Consider the following 22,020-nt stretch of genomic DNA (forward strand, 5'->3'; position numbering starts at 1 on the left):
GCTCTTCCCTCGCGGTCATGAAGCGACCTTCATGGTGCGCGGCGTAGATCAGATCACAGGCATCGGGTTCCAAAGAAGCATGTCGATACAGCGTCTCACGCGCGACCTCCGTCATCCCGCAGCAAGCATCGGCCGGCTTAGGCTCGCCGCATCGCTGATCCTGCTGGCGCTGCCTCTGAGCGGCTGCGGAACGGGCGGACTCTGGGACAAATTCCTGGCCAAGGACGACACCTTCGTCGATGAGCCCGCGGACAAGCTCTACAATGAGGGCTTGTACCTGATGAATGAGAAGAAGGACGTCAAAGGCGCGACCAAGAAGTTCGAGGAGGTCGATCGCCAGCATCCTTATTCCGACTGGGCCCGCAAATCGCTGCTGATGTCGGCTTACGCCTCCTATCAGGCCGGCGACTACGACGGCTGCATCGGCGCCGCCACCCGCTACGTGACCCTGCACCCGGGCAGCCCGGACGCGGCCTATGCGCAGTACCTGATTGCCGCCTCGCATTACGACCAGATCCCGGACATCAGCCGCGACCAGGGCCGCACCGAGAAGGCCATCGCCTCCCTCGAAGAGGTGGTGCGTAAATATCCGACATCCGAATACGCCACCAATGCCAAGGCCAAGCTGGAGGGCGCCCGCGACCAGCTCGCCGGCAAGGAGATGGATGTCGGCCGCTATTACATGCAGAAGCGCGACTACACCGCCGCCATCAACCGCTTCAAGGCTGTCGTGACGCAGTACCAGACCACGCGGCACGTCGAGGAAGCGCTGTATCGCTTGACCGAGGCCTACATGACGATCGGTATCGTCGGCGAAGCGCAGACCGCGGCGGCCGTGCTCGGGCACAATTTCCCCGACAGCAAGTGGTACAAGGACGCCTATAATCTCGTGAAGTCGGGCGGCGTCGAGCCCGAGGAGAACAAGGGCTCCTACATCTCGCGCGCCTTCAAGAAGCTCGGCCTGGGCTGAGCGATCGGCCGGATCACTCGTCTGATCTGGCTTTGTTCTATATTCTTGTTTTGTTCTCTTTTTGCTGCTAGCATCGAGTCGTTCGCTCAGGGGCGTTCCGCCCCGTTACGAAGGACTTCGGTTCCATGCTGGCGCGACTGTCGATCCGTGACATCGTCCTGATCGAACGACTCGATCTCGAATTCTCGAATGGACTTGCGGTGCTGACCGGCGAGACCGGTGCCGGCAAGTCGATCCTGCTCGATGCGTTTGCTCTGGCTCTCGGCGGCCGTGGCGACGCGAGCCTGGTGCGCCATGGCGCCGACCAGGGGCAGGTCACGGCCGTGTTCGAGATCGGCAAGGATCATCCGGCCGCCCGGATCCTCGCTGCCAACGGCCTGGATGCCGATGGCGAGATGATCCTGCGCCGCGTCCAGTTCGGCGATGGCCGCACCCGCGCCTTCATTAACGACCAGTCGGTCAGCGTGCAGACGCTGAAGGCGATCGGCGCCACCCTGGTCGAGATCCACGGCCAGCATGACGAACGTGCGCTGGTCGACGCCGCCACCCACCGCCGGCTGTTGGATGCCTTTGCCGGCCTGGAGAAGGACGTCGCCGCGGTGGAAGCGCTGTGGGCAGCGCGCCGGACTGCGGTCACGGCGCTCGACGAGCATCGGGCGAGCATGGAGCGCGCGGCCCGCGAGGCCGATTATCTGCGGCATGCTTCGGACGAGCTGAAGAAGCTGGCGCCGAAGGAGGGCGAGGAGACGCAGCTCGCCGCCCGCCGCACGGCGATGATGCAGGGCGAGAAGATCGCGGGCGATCTGCGCGACGCGCAGGATGCCGTCAGCGGCAACCAGTCGCCGATCGCCGCGCTGGCCGCGGCGGTCCGCCGGTTGGAGCGCCGCGCGGTCAGCTCGCCCGCGCTGGTCGAGCCGGCGGTCAAGGCGATCGATTCGGCGATCAACGCCCTGGAGGAGGCCGATCAGCATCTGACGGTGGCACTCGCGACCACCGATTTCGATCCGCTGGAGCTGGAGCGCATCGAGGAGCGGTTGTTCGCGCTGCGCGCGGCCGCGCGCAAATATTCGACGCCGGTGGACGGTCTGGCTGCCTTGGCTGCCAAATATGCCGCCGACGTCGTCCTGATCGATGCCGGCGCCGAGCAGCTGAAGAAGCTGGAAGCAGCGGCGGCGGCAGCCGATGGGCGCTATGCCGCCGCGGCGGCCAAGCTGTCGGCAGCGCGGACCAAGTCGGCCGAGAAGCTGAACCGGGCCGTCCATGCGGAGCTCGCCCCGCTCAAGCTCGAGCGGGCCAAGTTCATGACCCAGGTCGACAGCGACGCCGAGGCGCCGGGGCCGGAAGGCATCGACCGTGTCGAGTTCTGGGTTCAGACCAACCCGGGCACGCGGCCGGGCCCGATGATGAAGGTCGCCTCCGGCGGCGAGCTGTCGCGGTTCCTGCTGGCGCTCAAGGTCGTGCTGTCCGACCGCGGCTCGGCGCCGACCTTGGTGTTCGACGAGATCGACACCGGCGTCGGCGGCGCGGTCGCCGACGCCATCGGCGCCCGGCTGGCGCGGCTCGCGCACGGGGTTCAGGTGATGGCCGTGACCCACGCGCCGCAGGTCGCGGCCAGGGCGGACCAGCATCTGCTGATCTCCAAGGATGCGCTCGATCGCGGCAAGCGTGTCGTCACCCGGGTCAATACGCTGGCCACCCTGCACCGCCGCGAGGAAATCGCCCGCATGCTGGCCGGCGCCGAGGTCACCGCCGAAGCCCGCGCCGCCGCCGACCGGCTGCTGGAGGCTGCGGCGGCATAGCTGGAAACGGAGCGGCCGAACGCTTTGGCTCCGGCGCGCGCATTGTGTACACCGTCGTCTCGGGACGGCCTCCGGGCCGTCCCGCAATGACGAGCAGATCATACGCATGCCCAAGACAGCAAAACCGAAGCAGCCCGTCGACGTTGCCGATCTCACCAAGGCGCAGGCCAAGGTGGAGTGGAAGCGGCTGGCGCTGGAGCTCGAGACCCACGACAGGCTCTATTATCAGGATGACGCGCCGAAGATCTCGGACGCCGCCTACGACGAGCTGCGTCGCCGCTTCAATGCGATCGAAAAGCGTTTCCCTGAGCTCGTCAGCAGCGAGTCGCCGTCGCAGAAGGTCGGCGCTGCGCCCTCCGGCCGGTTCAAGAAAGTGCGGCACGCGGTGCCGATGCTGTCGCTCGACAACGCCTTCGCTGAGGAGGACGTGCGCGACTTCGTCGGCCGCATTGCGCGCTTTCTCAAGCTTGCCGACGATCGCATCGATTTCTCCGCCGAGCCGAAGATCGACGGGCTGTCGATGTCGCTGCGCTACGAGGGCGGCGAGCTGGTCACCGCCGCGACCCGCGGTGACGGCGCCGAGGGTGAGGACGTCACCGCCAACATCCGTACCTTGAAGGACGTACCGCACAGGCTGCACGGCCGCAACCTGCCCGACATCTGCGAGGTCCGCGGCGAGGTCTACATGACCAAGCAGGCCTTCCTCGCGCTCAACGAGCGCCAGAAGGAAGCGGGCGACACCATCTTCGCCAACCCGCGCAACTCCGCCGCCGGCTCGCTGCGGCAAAAGGATCCGACCATCACCGCCTCGCGTCCCCTGGGCTTCTTTGCCTACGCCTGGGGCGAGATGAGCGCGATGCCGGCGGAGACGCAAAGCGGCATGATCAAATGGTTCGAACGCTGCGGCTTCACGACCAACCCGCTCACGAGGCTCTGCCACTCGGTGGAGGAACTGATCGCGTTCCATCGTCACATCGAGGAGCAGCGCGCCGAGCTCGACTACGACATCGACGGCGTCGTCTACAAGGTCGACCGCATCGACTGGCAGGAGCGGCTCGGCTTCGTCTCGCGCACGCCGCGCTGGGGCATTGCCCACAAGTTTCCGGCCGAGCGCGCCATGACCGTGCTCAAGGACATCGAGATCCAGGTCGGCCGCACCGGCTCGTTCACGCCGGTCGGCAAGCTGGAGCCGGTCGGCGTCGGCGGCGTCATCGTGCAGAATGTGACGCTGCACAATGAGGACTACATCAAGGGCATCGGCAACAAGGGCGAAGTGTTGCGCGAAGGCCGCGACATCCGGATCGGCGACACCGTGGTGATCCAGCGCGCCGGCGACGTCATCCCCCAGGTGGTCGACGTCCTCATCGACAAGCGGCCGAAGCACGCCAAGGAATTCCATTTCCCGAAGAAATGCCCGTGCCCGCTGCATACCGACGTCGTGCGGGAGGAGATCGCGACCGGCGAGGAGGGCTCGCGCGCCCGCTGCACCGGCGAGTTCGCCTGTCCGTTCCAGAAGATCGAGCACCTCAAGCTGTTCGCCTCGCGCCGCGCTTTCGATATCGACGGTCTCGGCGAGAAGCAGATCCAGTTCTTCTTCGACCAGGGCTGGGTCAAGGAGCCCGCCGACATCTTCACGCTGGCCGCGCGCAACGCCAGGCTGAAGCTCGAGGAGGTCGAGGGCTATGGCGAGACCTCGGTGCGCAATCTCTTCAATGCCATCGACGCCCGGCGTGAGATCGCGCTGGAGCGCTTCATCTACGCACTTGGCATGCGCCATGTCGGCGAGACCACGGCGCTGGCGCTCGCGCGCGGCTACGGCTCATGGGATGCGTTCCACGAAGCCTGTCTCAAGGTCGCCAGCGGCGACGAGGAGGCGATCGCGGAGATGGATGCGCTCGACCAGATCGGCGACACCGTGATCAAGAGCGTCGCCGCCTATTTCGGCGAGGACCACAATCGCGGCATCGTCGAGCGGCTGACGAAAGAGGTGAAGATCCTCGACGCGGAGAAGCCGAAGCGCAATTCGCCGATCGCGACCAAGACGGTGGTGTTCACCGGCACGCTGGAAAAGATGACGCGCGACGAGGCCAAGGCGACGGCCGAGCGGCTCGGTGCGAAAGTGTCGGGTTCTGTATCATCGAAAACTGATTATGTCGTTTCAGGGGGAGGTTCCAGCGCTCGGAGCAAGTTAGTAGAGGCACAGAAGCACGGCGTGCAGGTGCTGACCGAGGACGAGTGGCTGCAACTGATCGGGGAGTAGCAGCGTCGCTGTGCGGGTGCCGTGGACGCAGGGTGTGACACCCGCCACTGTCATCATCCGCGAAGGCGGATGATCCAGTATTCCAGAGGCGGTCCTGATAGAGACGATAGGTCCCGGCGTACTGGATACCCGCCTTCGCGGGTATGACACCGAGAGGCACGCGAGCGCGTACAATCCCTCACATCACCCCGGCCTCATCCTCTTCCGCCGTCTCGATCAGCTCCTTCGTCACCTTCATCTGCGTGCGCGGAACCAGAAAGATCATGCTGCAGGCGCAGGCCAGCGACAGCACGAGCATCGCCGACGTCAGCGGCAGTGTGGTCGCGTAGTGGCCACCCAGATAGGCGCCGAGCTGCGACGTCAGCGCGCCCACGCCCATCTGCAGGAACCCCATCGCGCCGGAAGCTGTGCCCGCCGCGCCCGGCCGGACGCTGATCGCGCCGGCTGCGGAGTTCGCCATCACGGCGGCATTGGCGAACATCAAGAGCATCTGCGTGCCGAACAGCACCGAGGGCACCTGATTGAAGCCGAACAGGCTCCATGTGAAGTTCAGCGCGGCGCTGGTGAGCTGCAGCCCCAGGCCGAACCAGATCAGCCGATCGAGCGAATGGCGCGGCGCGTAGCGCACGCAGAACAGGTTGCCGACGAAATAGGCGAAGCCGGTGGTCGCAAACCACGCGCCATACTCCGCCGAGGAGCGGCCCATCTGCACCTCGACGATATACGGCCCGCCGCCGGCGAAGGCGAAGATGATCTGCGACGCCAGCACCTGGCACAGTGTGTAGCCGAGGAAGGCGCGGCTCTTCACCAGCATCGCGACGTCGCGGCGGAAGCTCGCGCCCTCGATGCGGGCAGGGCGGGTCTCCGGCAGCGCCATGGTCACGGCGATCGCAATCACGATCGACAGCGCGGCGACGACATAGAAGATGGCATGCCAGCCGAGCGCGATCTCGATCAGGCCGCCGGTCAGCGGCGACAGCATCTGCGCGATCATCATGACGGCGACGACGAGGCTGATCATCGCCCCGATGCGCTCGCGCGGATAGAGATCGCGGATGATGGCGCGGCTGATCACCATGCCGCTGGCGCCGCCGAGCGCCTGGAAGAAGCGCGCCGCGATCAGCTGGGCCAGGGTGTCGGCGAAGATGCAGCCGACGCTCGCGACGATCGACAGCGCGAGCCCGGCGAGCATCACGGGGCGGCGGCCGAAGCGGTCCGACAGCGGCCCGAGCAGCAGTTGCGAGATCGCAATGCCGGCCATGTAGAACGACACCGTCATCTGCACGACGGAGGCGTCGCGGCCAAAGGTGGTCGCGAGCATCGGCAGCGCCGGTACCAGCAGGTACAGCGAGATCGGCGCCAGCCCGGTCATCACGACCAACAGGACCAGCATCGTGCGCGACGGAACGGCGCGCGGTGGCGCCGCTCCAGGCGGTCTGCTGATCATTCCATGCATGGTGCCGCTCAAATCAGGTGAACGCCCCGACTGTAGCGGCCTTCCATTTCGCGGAAATGCCTGTTTCGGCATGCGCCCATGCAGGCAGCGGGACGGCGCGCAGCCGGACCGTACGGCTGACTACAGTGGCGCTGTCGCCTGATCGAGCCAGCGCTGGTCGCCGTCGTCGAGCGCCGCTCGGACGGCGTCCCTGACCCGGGCATGATAGGCGTCGAGCCACGCGCGTTCCTCGGCGCTCAGCATCGCGACCTCGATCAGGCGCCGGTCGATCGGCGCCAGGGTCAGCGCCTCGAAGCCGTTCATCGGCTTCTCCGCGCCCGCGACGTCCTTCGCCACCACCAGCTCGAGGTTCTCGATGCGGATGCCGAACGCGTCGGTCTTGTAGTAGCCGGGCTCGTTGGACAGGATCATGCCGCGCTTCAGCGGCGTGGTGCCGAGCTTCGAAATCCGCGCGGGTCCCTCGTGCACCGACAGATAGCTGCCGACGCCGTGGCCGGTGCCGTGCTCGAAATCGATGCCGGCCTGCCACAGGAACTGCCGCGCCAGGGTGTCGAGCTGGGCGCCGGTGGTGCCGTCGGGGAAGATCGCGCGCGCGATCGCAAGGTGGCCGCGCAGCACGCGGGTGAAGCGATCGCGCATCTCCTCGGTCGGCGCGCCCACGGCGATCGTGCGGGTGACGTCGGTGGTGCCGTCCTGATATTGCGCGCCGGAATCGATCAGCAGCAGATCGCCCGGCATGATGCGGCGGTTGCTCTTGCGGGTGACGCGATAGTGCACGATGGCGCCGTTGGGACCGGTGCCCGAGATGGTCGGGAACGACACATCCTTGAGCGCGCCGGTGTCGCGGCGAAAGCTCTCCAGCGCCTCGACCGCATCGATCTCGGTCAACGAGCCCTTCGGCGCCTCGCGATCGATGAAGGCGAGAAAGCGGGCCAGCGCGACCGCATCGCGCTGATGGGCGCGCCGCGTGCCGTCGATCTCGACCGCATTCTTGGCGGCCTTGAGCAGGCTGACCGGATCGGCGCCGCGCACCGCCTTGCCGCCGGCGCCCTGAATCAGGCGCGTCAGGGCATCGGCGGCCGTGGCGCTGTCGAGCGCGACGGCCGCGCCGGATTGCGCGAGCTCGGACAGGCGTGGTGTCAGCGTGTCCGGCTCCGCCACCTCGGCGCTCTGCTCGAGATGATCGCGCGTCAGGTTCGAGAGCTTGCGGGAATCGATGAAGATCGTCGGGCGTCCGGTCTTCGGCACCAACGCATAGGACAGCGGCAGCGGCGTGTGCGAGACGTCGGCGCCGCGGATGTTGAAGGTCCAGGCGACGTTGTGGGAATCGGACAGGACGAGCGCCTCGACGCCGAGGCGCTCGATCTCCTGGCGGATCCGGCCGAGCTTGTCGGCCTCGCTCTCGCCGGACAATTCCGCGCCGTGGATGGCGACGGCGCCGAGCGGCGGCAGCGGCCGTTCGGTCCAGATGCTGTCGACCGGGTTGCGCTCGACCGGAACCAGCTCCGCGCCCGCCTTGGCGCAGGCGGTGGCCAGTCGTTCGGCCGCGGCCGTCGTATGCAGCCACGGATCGAAGCCGACGCGGTCGCCGCTCTGCAAATGGCGCGTCAGCCAGCTCTCCGGCGGCGGCTCGATCAGTGATTCCACCATCCAGGCCTTGCCGTCGACCTGCTTGCTGGCCTGCAGCGTGTAGCGGCCGTCGACGAAGATCGCGGCCGCCTGCGACAGCACGATCGCAAGGCCGGCCGAGCCGGTGAAGCCGGTCAGCCACGCCAGCCTCTCCTCCGAGGGTGGCACATATTCGTTCTGCTGCTGGTCGGCGCGCGGCACGATGAAGCCGGCGAGCTTGCGTCTGGCCAGCTCTTCGCGGAGCGCGGCGAGCCGCGCGGTCAGTGCCACGCCGGTTTCGGGTTCTTCGAACGTCTGGAACAGAGCTTCGAACATCGGTCTCATACTTTAGAAGTGAATCCTGCCGCGTCGGCGAATACTCCTTCAGCAGACAGTGCAGTGCACGAAGAATCTCCTTGCATTCGCCTGTGCAAAAAGATTTGCTGTCGCATGCCAGTCATCCGAAAGAGGTGCGGCGAGGAAACGTATGGACGTGACGACCACGATCGTAAAGATCATCCACGGTCGCATGATCCGGGGAGTGCCTCAACTCAACGGCGAGGGGATGCACGATGCCTGCTTTTACCTTCGAAAAATTATCGGCGCCCGCGCCGAGCGGACCGGCGTCCGCACCGGCCGAGAAGCCGCGCAGCGCGCTGGCGGATCTCGTCAATCGTCTCGTCGCGCCGCGCGGTCGACGTGCCCCGCGTAATCAGTCCGACTCCACCTCGCAGCAGAGCCAGCCGAAGACGTAATCGCGAACTTGCCGCACCCAGCGCGCAGGTTCGATCCATGCCGTGAGCTGATCCGCCTCACTGCTGCTTCTGCAGCAACAGGCTGCTCCATCCCTCGATTCTCAAATGCCGGATCGGAACCAGGCCACGGGCACGATAGGCGGCGCGGACGGCGCGTGCCTGCGGGGTCAACAGGCCCGACAGGATCACGAAGGCCCCCGGCGCGAGGTGGCGCTGCATCGGCGCAGCCAGCTGGCGCAGTGGGTTGGCCAGGATATTCGCCAGCACCAAGTCGAACGGGCCGGCTTCGGCAAATTCCGCGGCGGCGAAGCCGGTGGCCCGGATCACCTGGACCAGGGGGCCGGCGCCGTTGAGCCGGGCGTTTTCCCGCGCCACCATGACCGAGGGCGCATCAATGTCGCTCGCCAGCACGGACCGGCGCGTTGCCTTGGCGGCGGCAATCGCGAGCACGCCGGTTCCAGTGCCGAGATCCAGCACGCGCCGCGGCGCGCGCGTCTTGAGCACGTGATCGAGCAGCAGCAGGCAGCCCCGGGTGGTGCCGTGATGGCCGGTGCCGAAGGCGAGCGCCGCCTCGATCTCGATTCCGAGCTTGTTGCCGGGCACGCGGGCACGGTCGTGGCTGCCGTGGACCATGAAACGACCGGCCGGGACCGGAACGAGGTCGTCCAGGCTGGCCTTGACCCAGTCCTTGGCCTCGACGACCTCGAACGTCAGGGTCCGGGCCACGTCGGCGCCCGCCGCCCCGCCGACGAGCTCGCGCACCAGCGCTTGGTCGGGCGGATCGGCAAAATGCACCGTGACGTCCCAGCGTCCGTCCGGACGCTCGAACGCCGCAACCGCCGCGTCCCCCTCGAAGAACACCTCGGTCAGGACGTCGACCGCCGGGCGGGCGGTCGCTTCATCGGCAACCGTGAAGCTGGCCTTGTGGGTGGCGGGCGTGGTCGTTGAGGTCATCAAGGTGGATCCTGGCGAGATTTGACGGCGTGGTTAAGGGAATTGCCTGCCAACGCAAGCGATAGGACCGCAATTCTGCCGGATCTGCGCATCCAGCGGTTGTATAATGCCTTTCCTGATCCGAATAAAAGTTGAGGTTCAATTGCAGCGAAGAATCTCTGCAACTTGACCTGGGGGGATTATCCCGACTTTAGGGTCTCGGCCCCTAATGTTCCCGCCATGGGAACCGGATGATCCTCGGTTCCTGGGTTGGGAAACGAGGTTCAGATGAAGTCCATTCTGTCGAAGTTCTTGCGTGATGAATCCGGCGCCACCGCCATCGAATACGGCCTGATCGCAGCCGGCATCTCGCTGGCGATCATCGCCGCCGTCAACGGCCTGGGCAGCTCGCTCAGCAGCAAGTTCGACTCGATCAACACGTCCCTGAAGTAATCCGCCCGACGCGGCGTTCTCGAAGAACCGGGCCCTGCGCCCGGTTTTTCTGCTTGAGGCCATATCAACCGCCGGGTCCACAGCATATCCACACGGCCGTGCACTGATTGTTTGGCAGTCGATCCACAGTGCGTCCTCAGCTTGTCCACACGGACGTCCGCCGCCTTTCCACCCCTTATTCTCAGCCGAACAGAGCGCGATGGTCCGCCAGGATCGCCTGGGCCGCATTGTGGCCGGGGGCACCGGTGACGCCGCCGCCGGGGTGGCTGCCCGAGCCGCAATGGTAGAGCCCCTTCAGCGGCGAGCGATAGTCGGCGTGGCCGAGCATGGGGCGGGCCGAGAACAACTGGTTCAAGGTCAGCGCGCCGTGGAAGATGTCGCCCCCGATCAGTCCGAACTGGCGTTCGAGATCGAGCGGTGACAGCACCTGCCGGCCGAGCACGCTGGCGGCAAAGCCCGGCGCATAGCGGTCCACGGTCGCGATCATGAGGTCGGCAACCTCGTCGCGGTGATTGTCCCAGGAGCGGCCGTCCGGCAGCTCGGGCGCGACATGCTGGCAAAACAGGCTGGCGACGTGCCGGCCTGCCGGCGCCAGCGTCGGGTCGAGTGTGGACGGGATCAGCAGCTCGACCACGGGATCGCGGCTCCAGCCATGCGCGCGCGCATCGAGATAGGCCTGGTCCATGTAGCCGAGGCTCGGGCCGAGGATGATTCCGGCGGAGAGATGGTCGCCGTCGCCCGGCAGCGCGCTGAACGAGGGCAGCCGGTCGAGCGCCACGTTCATGCGGAACGTGCCCGAACCGCAGCGCCAGTTCCGGATGCGGTTCAGGAACGGCTCGGGCACGGCGCCGGCCGGCACCAGGCGCGTGTAGAGCAGCTTCGGGTTCACGTTGGCGACGACGTGGCGGGCGCGGATGGTGCGGCCATCCTCGAGCACGACGCCGACGGCGCGGTCACGCTCGACGATCACCTCGCGCACGCCGGCCTCGAGCTCGACCAGCGTGCCCAGTTCCTTCAGGCACCCGGCCATCGCCTGCGTGATCGCCCCCATCCCGCCGATCGCATGGCCCCAGACGCCCTTCTTGCCGTTCACCTCGCCGAAGGCGTGATGCAGCATCACATAGGCCGAGCCGGCGGCGTAGGGACTGGCATAGTTGCCGACGATGGCATCGAAGCCGAACAGCGCCTTCACCAAGTCGGTCTCGAAGATCTCGTCGAGCATCTCGCCGGCCGAGCGCGTGAACAGGTCGAGCAGGTCGCGCTGCTGCTCCAGCGACAGCGCGCGCAACGTGTTGGCGGTGCCGAGCGCGTTGAACGCCTCGCGGATCGCCGATAGCCCGAACTGGGCGACCAGGTTTGGCGGCGCCCGCAGCACGAGGCTGCGCAGCACGTCCGCGATCGCCTCGAGCCGGGCCGAGAACGGGCCGATCGCGTCGGCGTCCCGCGGGCTCAGCCGCGCAACCGACGCCAGCGTGCGACCCTCGCCCGTCAGCAGATAGCGACCGTCCGGCGAGGGCAGGAAGTTCTGCGCCCGGCGCTCGACGATCTCAAGCCCGTGCTCATGCAGCTTCAGGTCGGAGACGACGCGCGGATTGAGCAGGCTCACCGTGTAGGATGCGACGGAGTTGCGGAAGCCCGGATGAAACTCCTCCGTCACCGCGGCGCCGCCGACAACCTTGCGGCGCTCGACCACATGCACGCGCAGGCCCGCCATGGCGAGATAGGCCGCACAGGTCAGGCCGTTATGGCCAGCGCCGATGATGATGACGTCGGTTTCATTCATGTCAGCTTCAAAAAGCCCTGTTTAATCACCCGCACCGGGAACCTCGGCTGGTGCTGTCGCGCCGGAAGGCTGCGACGTCAAGGAAAACTCCATTTTGCCTCAGCTGCTCGCCATACCGCCCTGCGATCCGCTATGTCTCGTCTGCTCATCGCGGTCCGGCCTCGGCATCTGATGCCGGCCGCGCTGCTGCCGGAGTTGTCATGACCTCAATCGCCTCGCCCGCCGCCGTCGCTCAGCCCTCCGCCGCACGCAACCGGCTGGTGCTCGTCGTCTATACCGCCGCCATTTTCGTCAGCGCGCTGCTGCTGTTCTCGGTGCAGCCGCTGTTCACCAAGATGGTGCTGCCGCGGCTCGGCGGCTCGCCGGCGGTGTGGTCGGTGGCGATGGTGTTCTTCCAGTCCCTGCTGCTGGCGGGCTACGCCTATGCGCATTTTCTCACCCAGTTGCCCAGCCGGGTGCTGCCGATCGCGATCCATCTGCTGCTGCTCGGTTTCGCTCTGCTGACGCTGCCGTTGTCGATCGCGAGCAGTTGGGGCGACCCGCCGACCTCGGGCTACGGGCTGTGGCTGCTCGGCCTGTTCACCGTGTCGATCGGCCTGCCGTTCTTCGCGCTCGCCGCCAACAATCCGCTGCTGCAGGCGTGGTTCGTACGCACGGGCCATCCAGCCGCGCCCGACCCGTACTTCCTCTATGCGTCGTCGAACATCGGCAGCTTTCTGGCGCTGCTGTCCTATCCGCTGCTGATCGAGCCGATCTTCAGCCTGCGCATGCAGAACCTGATCTGGACCGGCGGCTATGGCCTCCTGATCGCGCTGATCGCCGGCTGCGGCGTCCTGCTGCTGCGGTCGCCGGTGATCGTCGCGAGCCTGCTGCACACCGAGGACAGCCATGCCCCGGCGCCACGCTGGCTGCTGCGCCTGCGCTGGATATTCCTGGCCGCGGTGCCCTCGGGCCTGCTGATCGCGGTGACCGCGCACATCTCCACCGACGTCGCGGCCGCGCCCTTGCTGTGGGTGCTGCCGCTGTCGCTCTATCTGCTCACCTGGGTGCTGGTGTTCCAGTCGCGGCCGCTGCTGCCGCACAAATGGATGCTGGCGCTGCAGCCGCTGGCGATCGCCGGCGTGATCGTGCTGCTCGCCTTCGGCGGCGAACAGAATCTCGCGCTCACGCTCGGCGGTCATCAGCTCTGCTTCTTCATCATCGCCATGGCCTGCCATGGCGAGCTCGCGCGCACGCGCCCGCCGGCCAAGTATCTCACCGGGTTCTATGTCGCGCTGTCGTTCGGCGGCATGGTCGGTGGCCTGTTCGCCGGGCTGATCGCGCCGTTCACTTTCTCCTGGGTCGCCGAGTATCCGATCCTGCTGGCGCTGGCGGCGTTGTGCCGCCCGGCTGCCAATGAGCGCCTGCCCGGGCTCACGCACTGGTACTGGCTCCTGCTCGCGGTCATTGCGGTCGCGCTGCTGGTGCCTTCAGGCATGACCGGCAAGGTCACGACCTATCTCGAGGACCACCGCGTCTATGTCGCGGGCGCCGTGGGCGTGCTCGCCGCGCTGCTCGCTCTGCTGCTGAACGGCGGCCGCTGGAAGGTGTTCGCGACGGCCGCACTCGCGCTCGTCCTGATCCGCGCCTATCCGGCCGATGACGGCCGCGTCGAAACGGTGCGCAGCTTCTTCGGCGTGCACAAGATCGTGGTGACATCGGACGGGCACTACCACGTGCTGATGCACGGCACGACCATCCACGGCGCGCAGAAATATCTCAACGCCGACGGCTCCAAGGTGACGGGGCGTCCCGAGCCGATCACCTACTATCACAAGGACGGCGGCATCGGCCGCGCCATCACCGCGATCCGGGAGCGCAAGGGCGCGCCGCTCAAGGTCGCCGTGATCGGCGTCGGCGCGGGCACGCTGACCTGCGCGGCCCAGCCCGGCGAGAGCTGGAATTACTTCGAGATCGACCAGACCATGGTCGACACCGCCAGCGATCCGAAATATTTCAGCTACATCAGGAGCTGCGCGCCGGACTTCAAGCCGGTCATCGGCGATGCCCGGCTGACCTTCGCCAAGGAGCCGGACGGCGTCTACGATCTGATCATTGTCGACGCCTATTCGTCTGATGCGATTCCGATCCACCTCGCGACGGAGGAGGCGATGGCGATCTACAAGGCGAAGCTGGCGCCGCAGGGCGCTGTCGTGATGCACGTCTCCAATCGCCATCTGGAGCTGGAGAGCGTCGTGGTCGGCATCGCCGACGCCAACGACCTGAAGAGCTGGGTCTACAATGAGGACTCCGGCCGCGACGACGAGTACATCTTCCCGACCGACGTCGTCGTCAGCGCGCGCGACGATGCCGATGTCGGCAAGCTCGCCTCCTCGGACAAGTGGACCGAGACCGAGCCGACCGACGGCGAGCGGGTCTGGACCGACGACTATTCGAATATTCTCGGCGCGGTGTATCGGCGGCTTCGCGACGGCGAGTAGGCGAGGGCGCACGCCGCGTTCCCGCCGGTTGGCCGGCCGTCAGGATTCGGGTGGCGCGCGCCATGCGGCATGCGCGTTCGGAAAGAGGTGCGCTCCTCGATTCCGAATCGGCGCCGGTTGCGTCGCGTCAAATGTTCGCCGCTTGGTTCATCGCGATGGAGCGATATTGCATCGCAGAACATAGCACGATCTGCTTTCTTCAGCGGCTTTGTTGCGGAGCTGTCACGATCATGCTACCTTGAGGTGCGTGCCTCATAAAGGTTCCACGACGATGAGGCTCTCGGGAGGAAAGCGGCGGCTCGGTACGCGGCGCGGTAAGTCTCACACGACATCTTCACGACTCGAGGGGTGACGTCGATTTTGGCGACGCCCGTGCGCCTCGGGTTTTGTCGAGTTCACGTCGAGACCTGCAGTGCCGTGCGGGTGCAGGCCTCGTCCCGGGCGCGGAACGTGTCTTCAATGAGTACAAAACGCCGGCCGCATCAAGCAGGCCGGCTGACATGGGAGGGGTTTGATGAAGCGTCTTTGGATGGTCGGCGCGTCTGCTCTGTTGGCGATGGCGCTCGGTGTGGGCTCGGCGGGAGCGGCCGACAAGAAGGTCCTCGCCTTCGTCGTCAACGGCGCGTCCGACTTCTGGAAGATCGCCGAGGCCGGCGTGAAGAAGGCGCAGGGCGAGCTGCCCAACTACAACCTGCAGCTCAAATATCCCGAGCAGGCGGCCGCCGCCGTGCAGCAGCGGATGCTGGATGACCTCGTCGCGGCCGGCGCCGCCGGAATCATGGTGAGCGCCGTCGATCCGAAGAACCAGACCGAGCACCTCGACAAGATCGCGGCACAGACGGTGCTCTTCACCACCGACAGCGACGCGCCGCAATCGAAGCGCATCGCCTATATCGGCTCCTCCAATACCGAGCTCGGCAAGGACGCCGGCAAGCTGATGCTGAAGGCGCTGCCGAACGGGGGCAAGTGCGTCGGCTTCGTCGGCCTGCTCGGCGCCGACAACGCCCGCGAGCGCATCGAGGGCGTGAAGGAGACCATCAAGGGCTCGAAGGTCGAGCTGGTCGACGTGCGCGGCGACGAGATCGACCAGACCCGGGCCAAGCGCAATGTCGAGGACATCCTGGCGGCGATGCCCGATGTGAGCTGCCTGGTCGGCTTCTACTCCTACAACACACCGCGCATCTACGAGGTGCTGAAGGAAGCCGGCAAGCTCGGCAAGATCAAGATCATCGGCTTCGACGAGGATCCGATCACGCTCGGCGGCGTGAAGGACGGCGCGATCGAGGGCACGGTGGTGCAGCAGCCGTTCGAATGGGGCTATCAGGGCATGAAGCTGATGGCGAAGGTCGTTGAGGGCGACAAGTCGGGTGTGCCGGCCAACGGCATCATCATCGTGCCCGGCAAGGTGATCGAGAAGTCGAACGTCGACGACTTCATGGCGCAGATGAAGCAGATGCTGAAGAAGTGACGCGACGGCCGACGTGCGCGAGCCCTTCCTCGAGCTGATCGACATCGGCAAGACCTATCCTGGCGTGGTCGCGCTCGACCACGCCAGCCTGTCGGTTGCGCCCGGCGAGGTGATCGCCCTGGTCGGCGAGAATGGCGCCGGCAAGTCGACCTTGATGCGCGTGCTCGGCGGCGTGGTGGAGCCGAGCAGCGGCACGATCCGGATCGATGGCGTGGCGCGGGCCAGCTACACGGTGGCGGACGCGATCGCGGCCGGCATCGCCTTCGTCCACCAGGAGCTGAACCTGTTCGACAATCTCGACGTCGCCGGGAACGTCTTCATCGGCCGCGAGCCGGTCTATGGCGGGCCGCTGCGGCTGATCGACCGGGCGACGCTGCGGGCGAGGGTGCGCCCGCTGATCGCGCGCCTCGGGGCCGATTTCGAGCCGGAGACGCCGCTCGCCGAGCTGTCGCTGGCGCAGCGTCAGCTGGTCGAGATCATGAAGGCGTTGTCGCTCGATGCGCGCTGCGTCATCATGGACGAGCCGACCTCCAGCCTGACGCTGTCGGAAACCGAGCGGCTGATGCAGGTTATCGCCGGCCTGAAGGCCGACGGGGTCAGCGTCATCTTCATCACGCATCGCCTGAACGAAGTCATGCAATGCGCCGATCGCGCGATCGTGCTGCGCGACGGCCGCATGGTCGGCGCACTGACCCGAGACCAGCTCAATCCTGCCGCGATGATCCGGCTGATGATCGGCCGGGACCTGCGGTCGCTCTACGTGCCGCCCGCCGCGCCGCCGGGCGACGCGGTGCTCGACGTCTTGGAGGCCGTGACCGCGACCTATCCCAACCAGACCGTCAGCCTGCAGCTCCGGCGCGGCGAGATTCTCGGACTTGCAGGTCTCGTCGGCTCCGGCCGGACCGAGCTCGCGCGCGCCATCTTCGGTGTCGAGCCGCTGCTGGCCGGGAGCCTCAGCCTCGAGGGCGAGCCGATCCGCATCTCGACGCCGCGCGCGGCGATCGATCGCGGCATCTATCTCATTCCGGAAGATCGCAAGGCCTGCGGCCTCCTGCTCGACCTGTCGATCGCCGAGAACGTCTCGCTGCCGGATCTCGCCTCCTATCTGAGCTTCGGGCTTGTCGACCGGGGGCGCGAGGCCGAGAATGCCGATCGGCAGCGCGAACGGCTCAAGATCCGGGCCTCCGACGTCAAGGTGTCGGTCAGCACCTTGTCCGGCGGCAACCAGCAGAAGGTCGTGCTCGCCAAATGGCTGTCGATGCGGCCGAAGGTCCTGATCTTCGATGAGCCGACCCGGGGCATCGACGTCGGCGCCAAGCAGGAGATCTACGACATGCTGCGGCGGCTGGCGGATTCCGGCGTCGCGATCCTGATGATCTCGAGCGACATGGAGGAGGTGATCGGGGTGAGCGACCGGATCGCGGTGATGCATGAAGGCATGATTTCAGGTTTCCTGGCGAGAGACGAGTTCAGCGAGCACAACGTGCTTCAGCTCGCCGTCGGCCATACCGTCTGAGCGAGGGCGATCGTGCAGAAGAAAGATCTCAGCCTGCTGATCCTGATCCTGGTGGTCGGCGCCGTCGTGGCCTTCATCAACCCACGCTTCCTGCTGGTCGGCAACCTCTCCAACACCGCCAACCAGGTCGGCATGTTCGGCATCTTCTCGATCGCCGAGGCCTTCGTCATCATCGTCGGCGGCATCGAGCTTGCGGTGGGCTCGGTGATCGCGCTGCTCGGCGTGCTGTTCATCGACCTCATCGTCAACCGGGACGTCGACTGGGTCGCCGCCTTGTTTCTCATCCTCGCTGGCGGCATCGCCATCGGCTTGGTCCATGGCACGCTGGTCACCAAGATGCGTATCCAGCCCTTCGTAGTGACCCTGTGTGGCCTTCTGATCTATCGCGGCGCCGCGCGCTACTACACCGAGGATGCCACCGCCGGCTTCGGCTATGGCGCGAGCTTCCCGAAGCTGGAATGGCTGGCCGCCGGCCGCACCGATGTCCTCGGCTTTCCGCTGCCGCACAGCGTGGTGGCGCTCGCGATCGTCGCCGGCATCGCCTGGCTGGTGCTGCATCGCTCAGTTTACGGCCGCTATTTCTACGCCGTCGGCAAGAACGAGGAGGCGGCGCGCTACTCCGGCATCCGGTCCGATCGGGTGACGATCGCGGCCTATGTGATCTGCGGCGCCCTGACGGCGCTCGCCGCGGTCCTGCTGGCGATGTACACCCGTTCGATCTCGCCGGCGGTGCACGGCTCGTTCTACGAGCTCTATGCGATCGCCGCAGCCGTGCTCGGCGGCTGCTCGCTGCGCGGCGGCGAGGGCTCGATCATCGGCGTCGTGCTCGGCACGATCCTGCTGCAAGTGTTGCAGAACCTGGTCAACCTGCTGGGCATCCCGAGCTCGCTCAATTTCGCGGTGATGGGCACGGTGATCCTGATCGGCGTGCTGGCCGATCAGTATTTCGTGCAGCGGCGCAAGCGCATGCCCGCGGCCCGCGGGCAGGCCAGCGCCGGCCCCGCGTCCGCCTCGCTCGGGCGGGTCAATGCGGAGTGAGAAGATCCGGACAGACCGGGCGCCGCGCGGCGGGGCCCGGCCGTTGGGATCAATTCGCGATCAGTCCTGATAGGTGTAGTAGCCGCGCGACTGGTAGTAGGGCCGCGGCTGGTAATAGCGCGGCTGCGCGTAGCTCGGATTGCCGCTGTCGTAGTAATATTGCTGCTGCTGCGGATAGGCCTGGGCGTCGTAGACGCGGCGCTCCGTGCCGCGCGGCGCCGGATAGCGCACGCCGTTGTCGCTGCCGTCGGCCGGATAGATGTAGCCGTCATCGGCCCGCTGCTGCGGCGCGACCGGGCGTGCCGGAAGCAGTTGCGGCTGCGGCGTCAGCATCACCGGTTCGCCACTGTCATCAGACTGCTGCGGCGCCTCGCGCCGGGCAACAGCGGTGCCGCGGCGTGGATGGCGCGCCAGCGCCACCTCGGCCGATCCGGTCAGCGTCACCGTGGTGTTCAGCACGCCGTCCTTCTGGACCAGGTCGTACAGCGTCGTCGCGTTGGCCTTGGACAGCCGGACGCAGCCATGGGACGCCGGGGTCCCGAGCCGGCTTTCCGAATCCGTGCCATGAATCGCGTGACCGACCTTCGTGAAGAAGATCGAATGCGGCATCGGTGCGTCGTCGAATTCCTTGGAAAAATGATCGGCCTCCATGCGGAAGGCGCGGAACGAGCCATTCGGCGTTTCCCGTGAGGGAATGCCGGTCGAGACCGGCCATCGATAACGCTCGACGCCATCGACGGCGACCGTCATGATCTGGTTGTTCTTGTCGACGGTGATGTCGATCTTGGCCAGAGCCGGCGTGGCCGACAGAAAGGCGAAGCCGGCAACTGCAAAAAGGATGGTACGCATCTAACCTCTGGCCTCCAGGGCCCTCGACTGCGGAGAGACCTCAAAACGGGACTTTAACGCCCAGGTCATCGCCTCGGCCTGCACTATGTCGGAAGCGCGGGCTTTGTTCCAGCCGAGGGCAGCCTCAACCTTAATGGTGGGCAGCGGCAGGACAAAGGCTCCCCGCGTTCATCGGCGCTGACATTTTCGCGACCGCGGACGGTCTTTCATTCCGGCGTTTGGGACCTCTCTCATTTGGGACCTCTCTCATCGGTCCAATTCATCACGGCCCCGCAACTTTTTGGCCGCATCCGCGTTTGACGGACTCCTCCATAGGATTCCCAGGATTCAAAATGCTGACGATGAAGGCCAAGACGGCGGTGCTCGACGACCGCGCGCCGCACAACCTGACCTATCTGCTCGCCGCGCTCGCGCTGGTCATCCTGGCGCTGGCCTGGCTGGCGCTGCCGCAAATCGCCCAGGCCCAGGGCATCATCCGCGGCGCCCATGAGGGGGCGCACGAAGGCAACCGCATCGCCGGTCCGGTCGGCGGCGTCGTCGGCGGTGCGGTCGGTGCCGGTGTCGGCGGAGCCGTGGGCGCCGTCGAAGGCGTGCTCGGCGTTCCGCACCGCTCCTATTACCACCGGCACTATCACTGCCGGGGATACCGCGACGGCTACGGCCGCTTCCACTGCTACCGCTGATCCGCCGCCACCGAGCTGAAGCGCCGGCTCAATGCTTGAGCCGGTAGCCCGTCTTGAAGATCCACCAGATGATCGCCATGCAGATCGCCAGGAACAGCAGCGTCACGCCGACGCTGACTTCCACCCTGACGTCGGCGATCTCGTAGAAGCTCCAGCGAAAGCCGGAGATCAGGTAGACAACCGGGTTGAGCAGCGCGATCGAATGCCAGGTGGGCGGCAGCATGTTGACCGAGTAAAAGCTGCCGCCGAGGAATGTCAGCGGCGTCACCACCAGCATCGGGACCATCTGCAGCTTCTCGAAGCCGTCGGCCCAGATGCCGATGATGAAGCCGAACAGGCTGAAGGTCACGGCCGTCAGCACCAGGAACGACAGCATCCACACCGGGTGCTGGACGTGCAAAGGCACGAACAGCCCCGCGGTGGCGAGGATGATCAGCCCGAGAATGATGGATTTCGTCGCGGCTGCGCCGACATAGCCGAGCACGATCTCGAAATGCGAGATCGGCGCGGAGAGGATCTCGTAGATCGTGCCGATGAACTTCGGGAAGTAGATCCCGAATGAGGCGTTGGAGATGCTCTGGGTCAGCACCGACAGCATCACGAGGCCGGGCACGATGAAGGTGCCGTAGCTGACGCCCTCGACCTGGCTGATGCGCGAGCCGATCGCGGCGCCGAACACGACGAAGTAGAGCGACGTGGACACGACGGGCGACACGATGCTCTGCAGCAGCGTGCGCCAGGTGCGCGCCATTTCGAACTTGTAGATTGCGGCGACCGCGCGAAAATTCATTGCCGCACCAGGCTCACGAAGATGTCTTCAAGGGATGATTGCTTGGTCTCGAGATCGACGAAGCGGATGCCGGCGGCCCTGAGATCGCCGAGCAGGCTGGTGATTCCGGTGCGCTCGCCCTTGGTATCGTAGTCATAGGCGAGCCGCCAGCCGTCCTCCGACAGCGCCAGATGATAGGGCGCGAGCGTCTCGGGGATGGTCTCGATCCGGTGCTGGAGATGCAGGCTCAGCCGCTTCCGGCCGAGCTTCGCCATCAGCTTGGCCTTGTCCTCGACCAGCACGATCTCGCCCTTGTTGATGACGCCGACGCGATCGGCCATCTCCTCGGCCTCCTCGATGTAGTGCGTGGTGAGAATGATGGTGACGCCGGCGGCCTTCAGCTCGCGCACGACGTCCCACATGCCCTTGCGCAGCTCGACGTCGACGCCCGCGGTCGGCTCATCCAGGAACAGCACCTGCGGCTCATGCGACAGCGCTTTCGCAATCATCACGCGGCGCTTCATGCCGCCGGACAGCGTGATGATCTTGGCGTCCTTCTTGTCCCAGAGCGACAGGTCCTTGAGGATCTTCTCGATCAGGGCCGGGTTCTTCGGCTTGCCGAACAGCCCCCGGCTGAAGCTGACCGTGGCCCATACGGTCTCGAACGAATCGGTGTGCAGCTCCTGCGGCACCAGCCCGATCAGCGCCCGCGCGGCGCGGTAGTCGCGGTTGATGTCGTGGCCGCCGACAGCGACCTTGCCTTTGGACGCATTGACGATGCCGCAGATGATGCTGATCAGCGTCGTCTTGCCGGCGCCGTTGGGCCCGAGCAGCGCGAAGATCTCGCCTCGCTCGATCGCGAGATCGACATTGTTGAGCGAGGTGAAGCCCGAGGAATAGGTCTTCGACAGGCCGGTAACGGAAATGACGGGAGCCATCACGGGGGATTCGATGCGAGGGATTCGAAAAGAGCGGGGAGCTGCGCGGGGGAGGGGGCGCAGGCGCGGGCGAAGCGCTCAGATAGGAACGGGGATGCGTTCGCGCAATCATGTGCGCGGCCCTCGATCGTGTCGCTTGTTGGGCTTTTCCGTGGCCGACATGGCTGAGTGTTGCCGCTCAGCCACGGCTGGGGAGGAACGCCGGCTCACGATGTCCGACGATGTTGCGTCCGCGAGCATCTCGGGTACGGTCGCGCCGTCT

At 66.2% G+C, this 22,020-nt stretch carries 17 protein-coding genes; 10 read left to right on the forward strand and 7 right to left on the reverse strand.

Going from position 1 to position 22,020, the window contains the following annotated elements; all coding sequences use genetic code 11:
• Nucleotides 1-79 precede the first annotated feature (79 nt).
• The 3 genes from QX128_RS06280 (at nucleotide 80) to ligA (ending at nucleotide 5,029) form a co-directional block, all read left to right on the forward strand.
• Nucleotides 80-970 (forward strand): outer membrane protein assembly factor BamD, encoded by an 891-nt coding sequence (locus QX128_RS06280; RefSeq protein WP_315802124.1) that lies wholly within the window; start codon nucleotides 80-82, stop codon nucleotides 968-970.
• 125 nt (nucleotides 971-1,095) lie between these two features.
• Nucleotides 1,096-2,769: a DNA repair protein RecN gene (recN, locus tag QX128_RS06285; protein WP_316236952.1), complete on the forward strand. Its 1,674-nt coding sequence runs from the start codon at nucleotides 1,096-1,098 to the stop codon at nucleotides 2,767-2,769.
• A 106-nt stretch (nucleotides 2,770-2,875) separates the two neighbouring features.
• Entirely contained in the window at nucleotides 2,876-5,029 is a 2,154-nt protein-coding gene (gene ligA, locus QX128_RS06290; protein ID WP_316236953.1) for an NAD-dependent DNA ligase LigA, read from the forward strand.
• 178 nt (nucleotides 5,030-5,207) lie between these two features.
• Here the strand turns inward: ligA and QX128_RS06295 are convergent, their stop codons facing one another.
• Nucleotides 5,208-6,485: a multidrug effflux MFS transporter gene (locus QX128_RS06295; RefSeq protein ID WP_316236954.1), complete on the reverse strand. Its 1,278-nt coding sequence runs from the start codon at nucleotides 6,483-6,485 to the stop codon at nucleotides 5,208-5,210.
• A 120-nt stretch (nucleotides 6,486-6,605) separates the two neighbouring features.
• Nucleotides 6,606-8,429 (reverse strand): aminopeptidase P family protein, encoded by a 1,824-nt coding sequence (locus tag QX128_RS06300; RefSeq protein ID WP_316236955.1) that lies wholly within the window; start codon nucleotides 8,427-8,429, stop codon nucleotides 6,606-6,608.
• Between the two features lie 236 nt (nucleotides 8,430-8,665).
• On the opposite strand from QX128_RS06300, the gene QX128_RS06305 reads away from it, so the two are divergent.
• On the forward strand, nucleotides 8,666-8,848 hold the full coding sequence (locus QX128_RS06305) for a hypothetical protein (RefSeq protein WP_316236956.1): 183 nt from the start codon (nucleotides 8,666-8,668) through the stop codon (nucleotides 8,846-8,848).
• Nucleotides 8,849-8,905: 57 nt separating this feature from the next.
• Here the strand turns inward: QX128_RS06305 and QX128_RS06310 are convergent, their stop codons facing one another.
• Nucleotides 8,906-9,802 carry a 50S ribosomal protein L11 methyltransferase gene (locus tag QX128_RS06310; RefSeq protein WP_315802176.1) on the reverse strand — a complete coding sequence of 299 codons (897 nt, stop codon included), beginning with the start codon at nucleotides 9,800-9,802 and terminating at the stop codon, nucleotides 8,906-8,908.
• A gap of 267 nt (nucleotides 9,803-10,069) precedes the next feature.
• Between QX128_RS06310 and QX128_RS06315 the strand changes: the two genes are divergently transcribed.
• Nucleotides 10,070-10,234, forward strand: coding sequence for a Flp family type IVb pilin (locus QX128_RS06315; RefSeq protein ID WP_315802129.1), 165 nt, complete (start codon nucleotides 10,070-10,072; stop codon nucleotides 10,232-10,234).
• A 181-nt stretch (nucleotides 10,235-10,415) separates the two neighbouring features.
• Here QX128_RS06315 and QX128_RS06320 read toward each other — a convergent pair whose 3' ends face one another.
• Nucleotides 10,416-12,017, reverse strand: coding sequence for an NAD(P)/FAD-dependent oxidoreductase (locus tag QX128_RS06320; RefSeq protein ID WP_316181732.1), 1,602 nt, complete (start codon nucleotides 12,015-12,017; stop codon nucleotides 10,416-10,418).
• A 200-nt stretch (nucleotides 12,018-12,217) separates the two neighbouring features.
• Here QX128_RS06320 and QX128_RS06325 point away from each other — a divergent pair, with 200 nt between their 5' ends.
• The 4 genes from QX128_RS06325 (at nucleotide 12,218) to QX128_RS06340 (ending at nucleotide 18,519) form a co-directional block, all read left to right on the forward strand.
• The gene (locus QX128_RS06325) at nucleotides 12,218-14,497 is read left to right on the forward strand and encodes a fused MFS/spermidine synthase (protein WP_316236957.1); all 2,280 of its coding nucleotides are present in this window, start codon (nucleotides 12,218-12,220) and stop codon (nucleotides 14,495-14,497) included.
• A gap of 514 nt (nucleotides 14,498-15,011) precedes the next feature.
• Nucleotides 15,012-15,965 carry a sugar-binding protein gene (locus QX128_RS06330; protein ID WP_409997908.1) on the forward strand — a complete coding sequence of 318 codons (954 nt, stop codon included), beginning with the start codon at nucleotides 15,012-15,014 and terminating at the stop codon, nucleotides 15,963-15,965.
• A 13-nt stretch (nucleotides 15,966-15,978) separates the two neighbouring features.
• Nucleotides 15,979-17,481: a sugar ABC transporter ATP-binding protein gene (locus QX128_RS06335; protein ID WP_316236958.1), complete on the forward strand. Its 1,503-nt coding sequence runs from the start codon at nucleotides 15,979-15,981 to the stop codon at nucleotides 17,479-17,481.
• 12 nt (nucleotides 17,482-17,493) lie between these two features.
• Nucleotides 17,494-18,519, forward strand: a complete 1,026-nt coding sequence (locus tag QX128_RS06340; RefSeq protein WP_316236959.1) for an ABC transporter permease — start codon at nucleotides 17,494-17,496, stop codon at nucleotides 18,517-18,519.
• 60 nt (nucleotides 18,520-18,579) lie between these two features.
• Here the strand turns inward: QX128_RS06340 and QX128_RS06345 are convergent, their stop codons facing one another.
• On the reverse strand, nucleotides 18,580-19,368 hold the full coding sequence (locus QX128_RS06345; protein ID WP_316236960.1) for a L,D-transpeptidase: 789 nt from the start codon (nucleotides 19,366-19,368) through the stop codon (nucleotides 18,580-18,582).
• 332 nt (nucleotides 19,369-19,700) lie between these two features.
• Here QX128_RS06345 and QX128_RS06350 point away from each other — a divergent pair, with 332 nt between their 5' ends.
• A complete protein-coding gene (locus tag QX128_RS06350; protein ID WP_316236961.1) occupies nucleotides 19,701-20,051 on the forward strand; it encodes a hypothetical protein in 351 nt (116 codons plus the stop codon).
• Between the two features lie 28 nt (nucleotides 20,052-20,079).
• On the opposite strand, the gene QX128_RS06355 is transcribed toward QX128_RS06350, so the two are convergent.
• Nucleotides 20,080-20,841: an ABC transporter permease gene (locus QX128_RS06355; protein ID WP_316236962.1), complete on the reverse strand. Its 762-nt coding sequence runs from the start codon at nucleotides 20,839-20,841 to the stop codon at nucleotides 20,080-20,082.
• Nucleotides 20,838-21,758, reverse strand: coding sequence for an ABC transporter ATP-binding protein (locus QX128_RS06360; RefSeq protein WP_316236963.1), 921 nt, complete (start codon nucleotides 21,756-21,758; stop codon nucleotides 20,838-20,840). Before QX128_RS06360 ends, QX128_RS06355 begins: the two co-directional genes overlap by 4 nt.
• Nucleotides 21,759-22,020: the final 262 nt, after the last annotated feature.

The sequence above is a fragment of the Bradyrhizobium sp. SZCCHNR1015 genome, assembly GCF_032489875.1.
Lineage (GTDB): Bacteria > Pseudomonadota > Alphaproteobacteria > Rhizobiales > Xanthobacteraceae > Bradyrhizobium.

Coding starts and splice junctions, on each gene's coding strand:
- QX128_RS06280 (WP_315802124.1), top strand. CDS start 80: ATGTCGATACAGCGTCTCACGCGCGACCTCCGTCATCCCGCAGCAAGC.
- recN (WP_316236952.1), top strand. CDS start 1,096: ATGCTGGCGCGACTGTCGATCCGTGACATCGTCCTGATCGAACGACTC.
- ligA (WP_316236953.1), top strand. CDS start 2,876: ATGCCCAAGACAGCAAAACCGAAGCAGCCCGTCGACGTTGCCGATCTC.
- QX128_RS06295 (WP_316236954.1), bottom strand. CDS start 6,485: ATGCATGGAATGATCAGCAGACCGCCTGGAGCGGCGCCACCGCGCGCC.
- QX128_RS06300 (WP_316236955.1), bottom strand. CDS start 8,429: ATGTTCGAAGCTCTGTTCCAGACGTTCGAAGAACCCGAAACCGGCGTG.
- QX128_RS06305 (WP_316236956.1), top strand. CDS start 8,666: ATGCCTGCTTTTACCTTCGAAAAATTATCGGCGCCCGCGCCGAGCGGA.
- QX128_RS06310 (WP_315802176.1), bottom strand. CDS start 9,802: ATGACCTCAACGACCACGCCCGCCACCCACAAGGCCAGCTTCACGGTT.
- QX128_RS06315 (WP_315802129.1), top strand. CDS start 10,070: ATGAAGTCCATTCTGTCGAAGTTCTTGCGTGATGAATCCGGCGCCACC.
- QX128_RS06320 (WP_316181732.1), bottom strand. CDS start 12,017: ATGAATGAAACCGACGTCATCATCATCGGCGCTGGCCATAACGGCCTG.
- QX128_RS06325 (WP_316236957.1), top strand. CDS start 12,218: ATGACCTCAATCGCCTCGCCCGCCGCCGTCGCTCAGCCCTCCGCCGCA.
- QX128_RS06330 (WP_409997908.1), top strand. CDS start 15,012: ATGAAGCGTCTTTGGATGGTCGGCGCGTCTGCTCTGTTGGCGATGGCG.
- QX128_RS06345 (WP_316236960.1), bottom strand. CDS start 19,368: ATGCGTACCATCCTTTTTGCAGTTGCCGGCTTCGCCTTTCTGTCGGCC.
- QX128_RS06350 (WP_316236961.1), top strand. CDS start 19,701: ATGCTGACGATGAAGGCCAAGACGGCGGTGCTCGACGACCGCGCGCCG.
- QX128_RS06355 (WP_316236962.1), bottom strand. CDS start 20,841: ATGAATTTTCGCGCGGTCGCCGCAATCTACAAGTTCGAAATGGCGCGC.
- QX128_RS06360 (WP_316236963.1), bottom strand. CDS start 21,758: ATGGCTCCCGTCATTTCCGTTACCGGCCTGTCGAAGACCTATTCCTCG.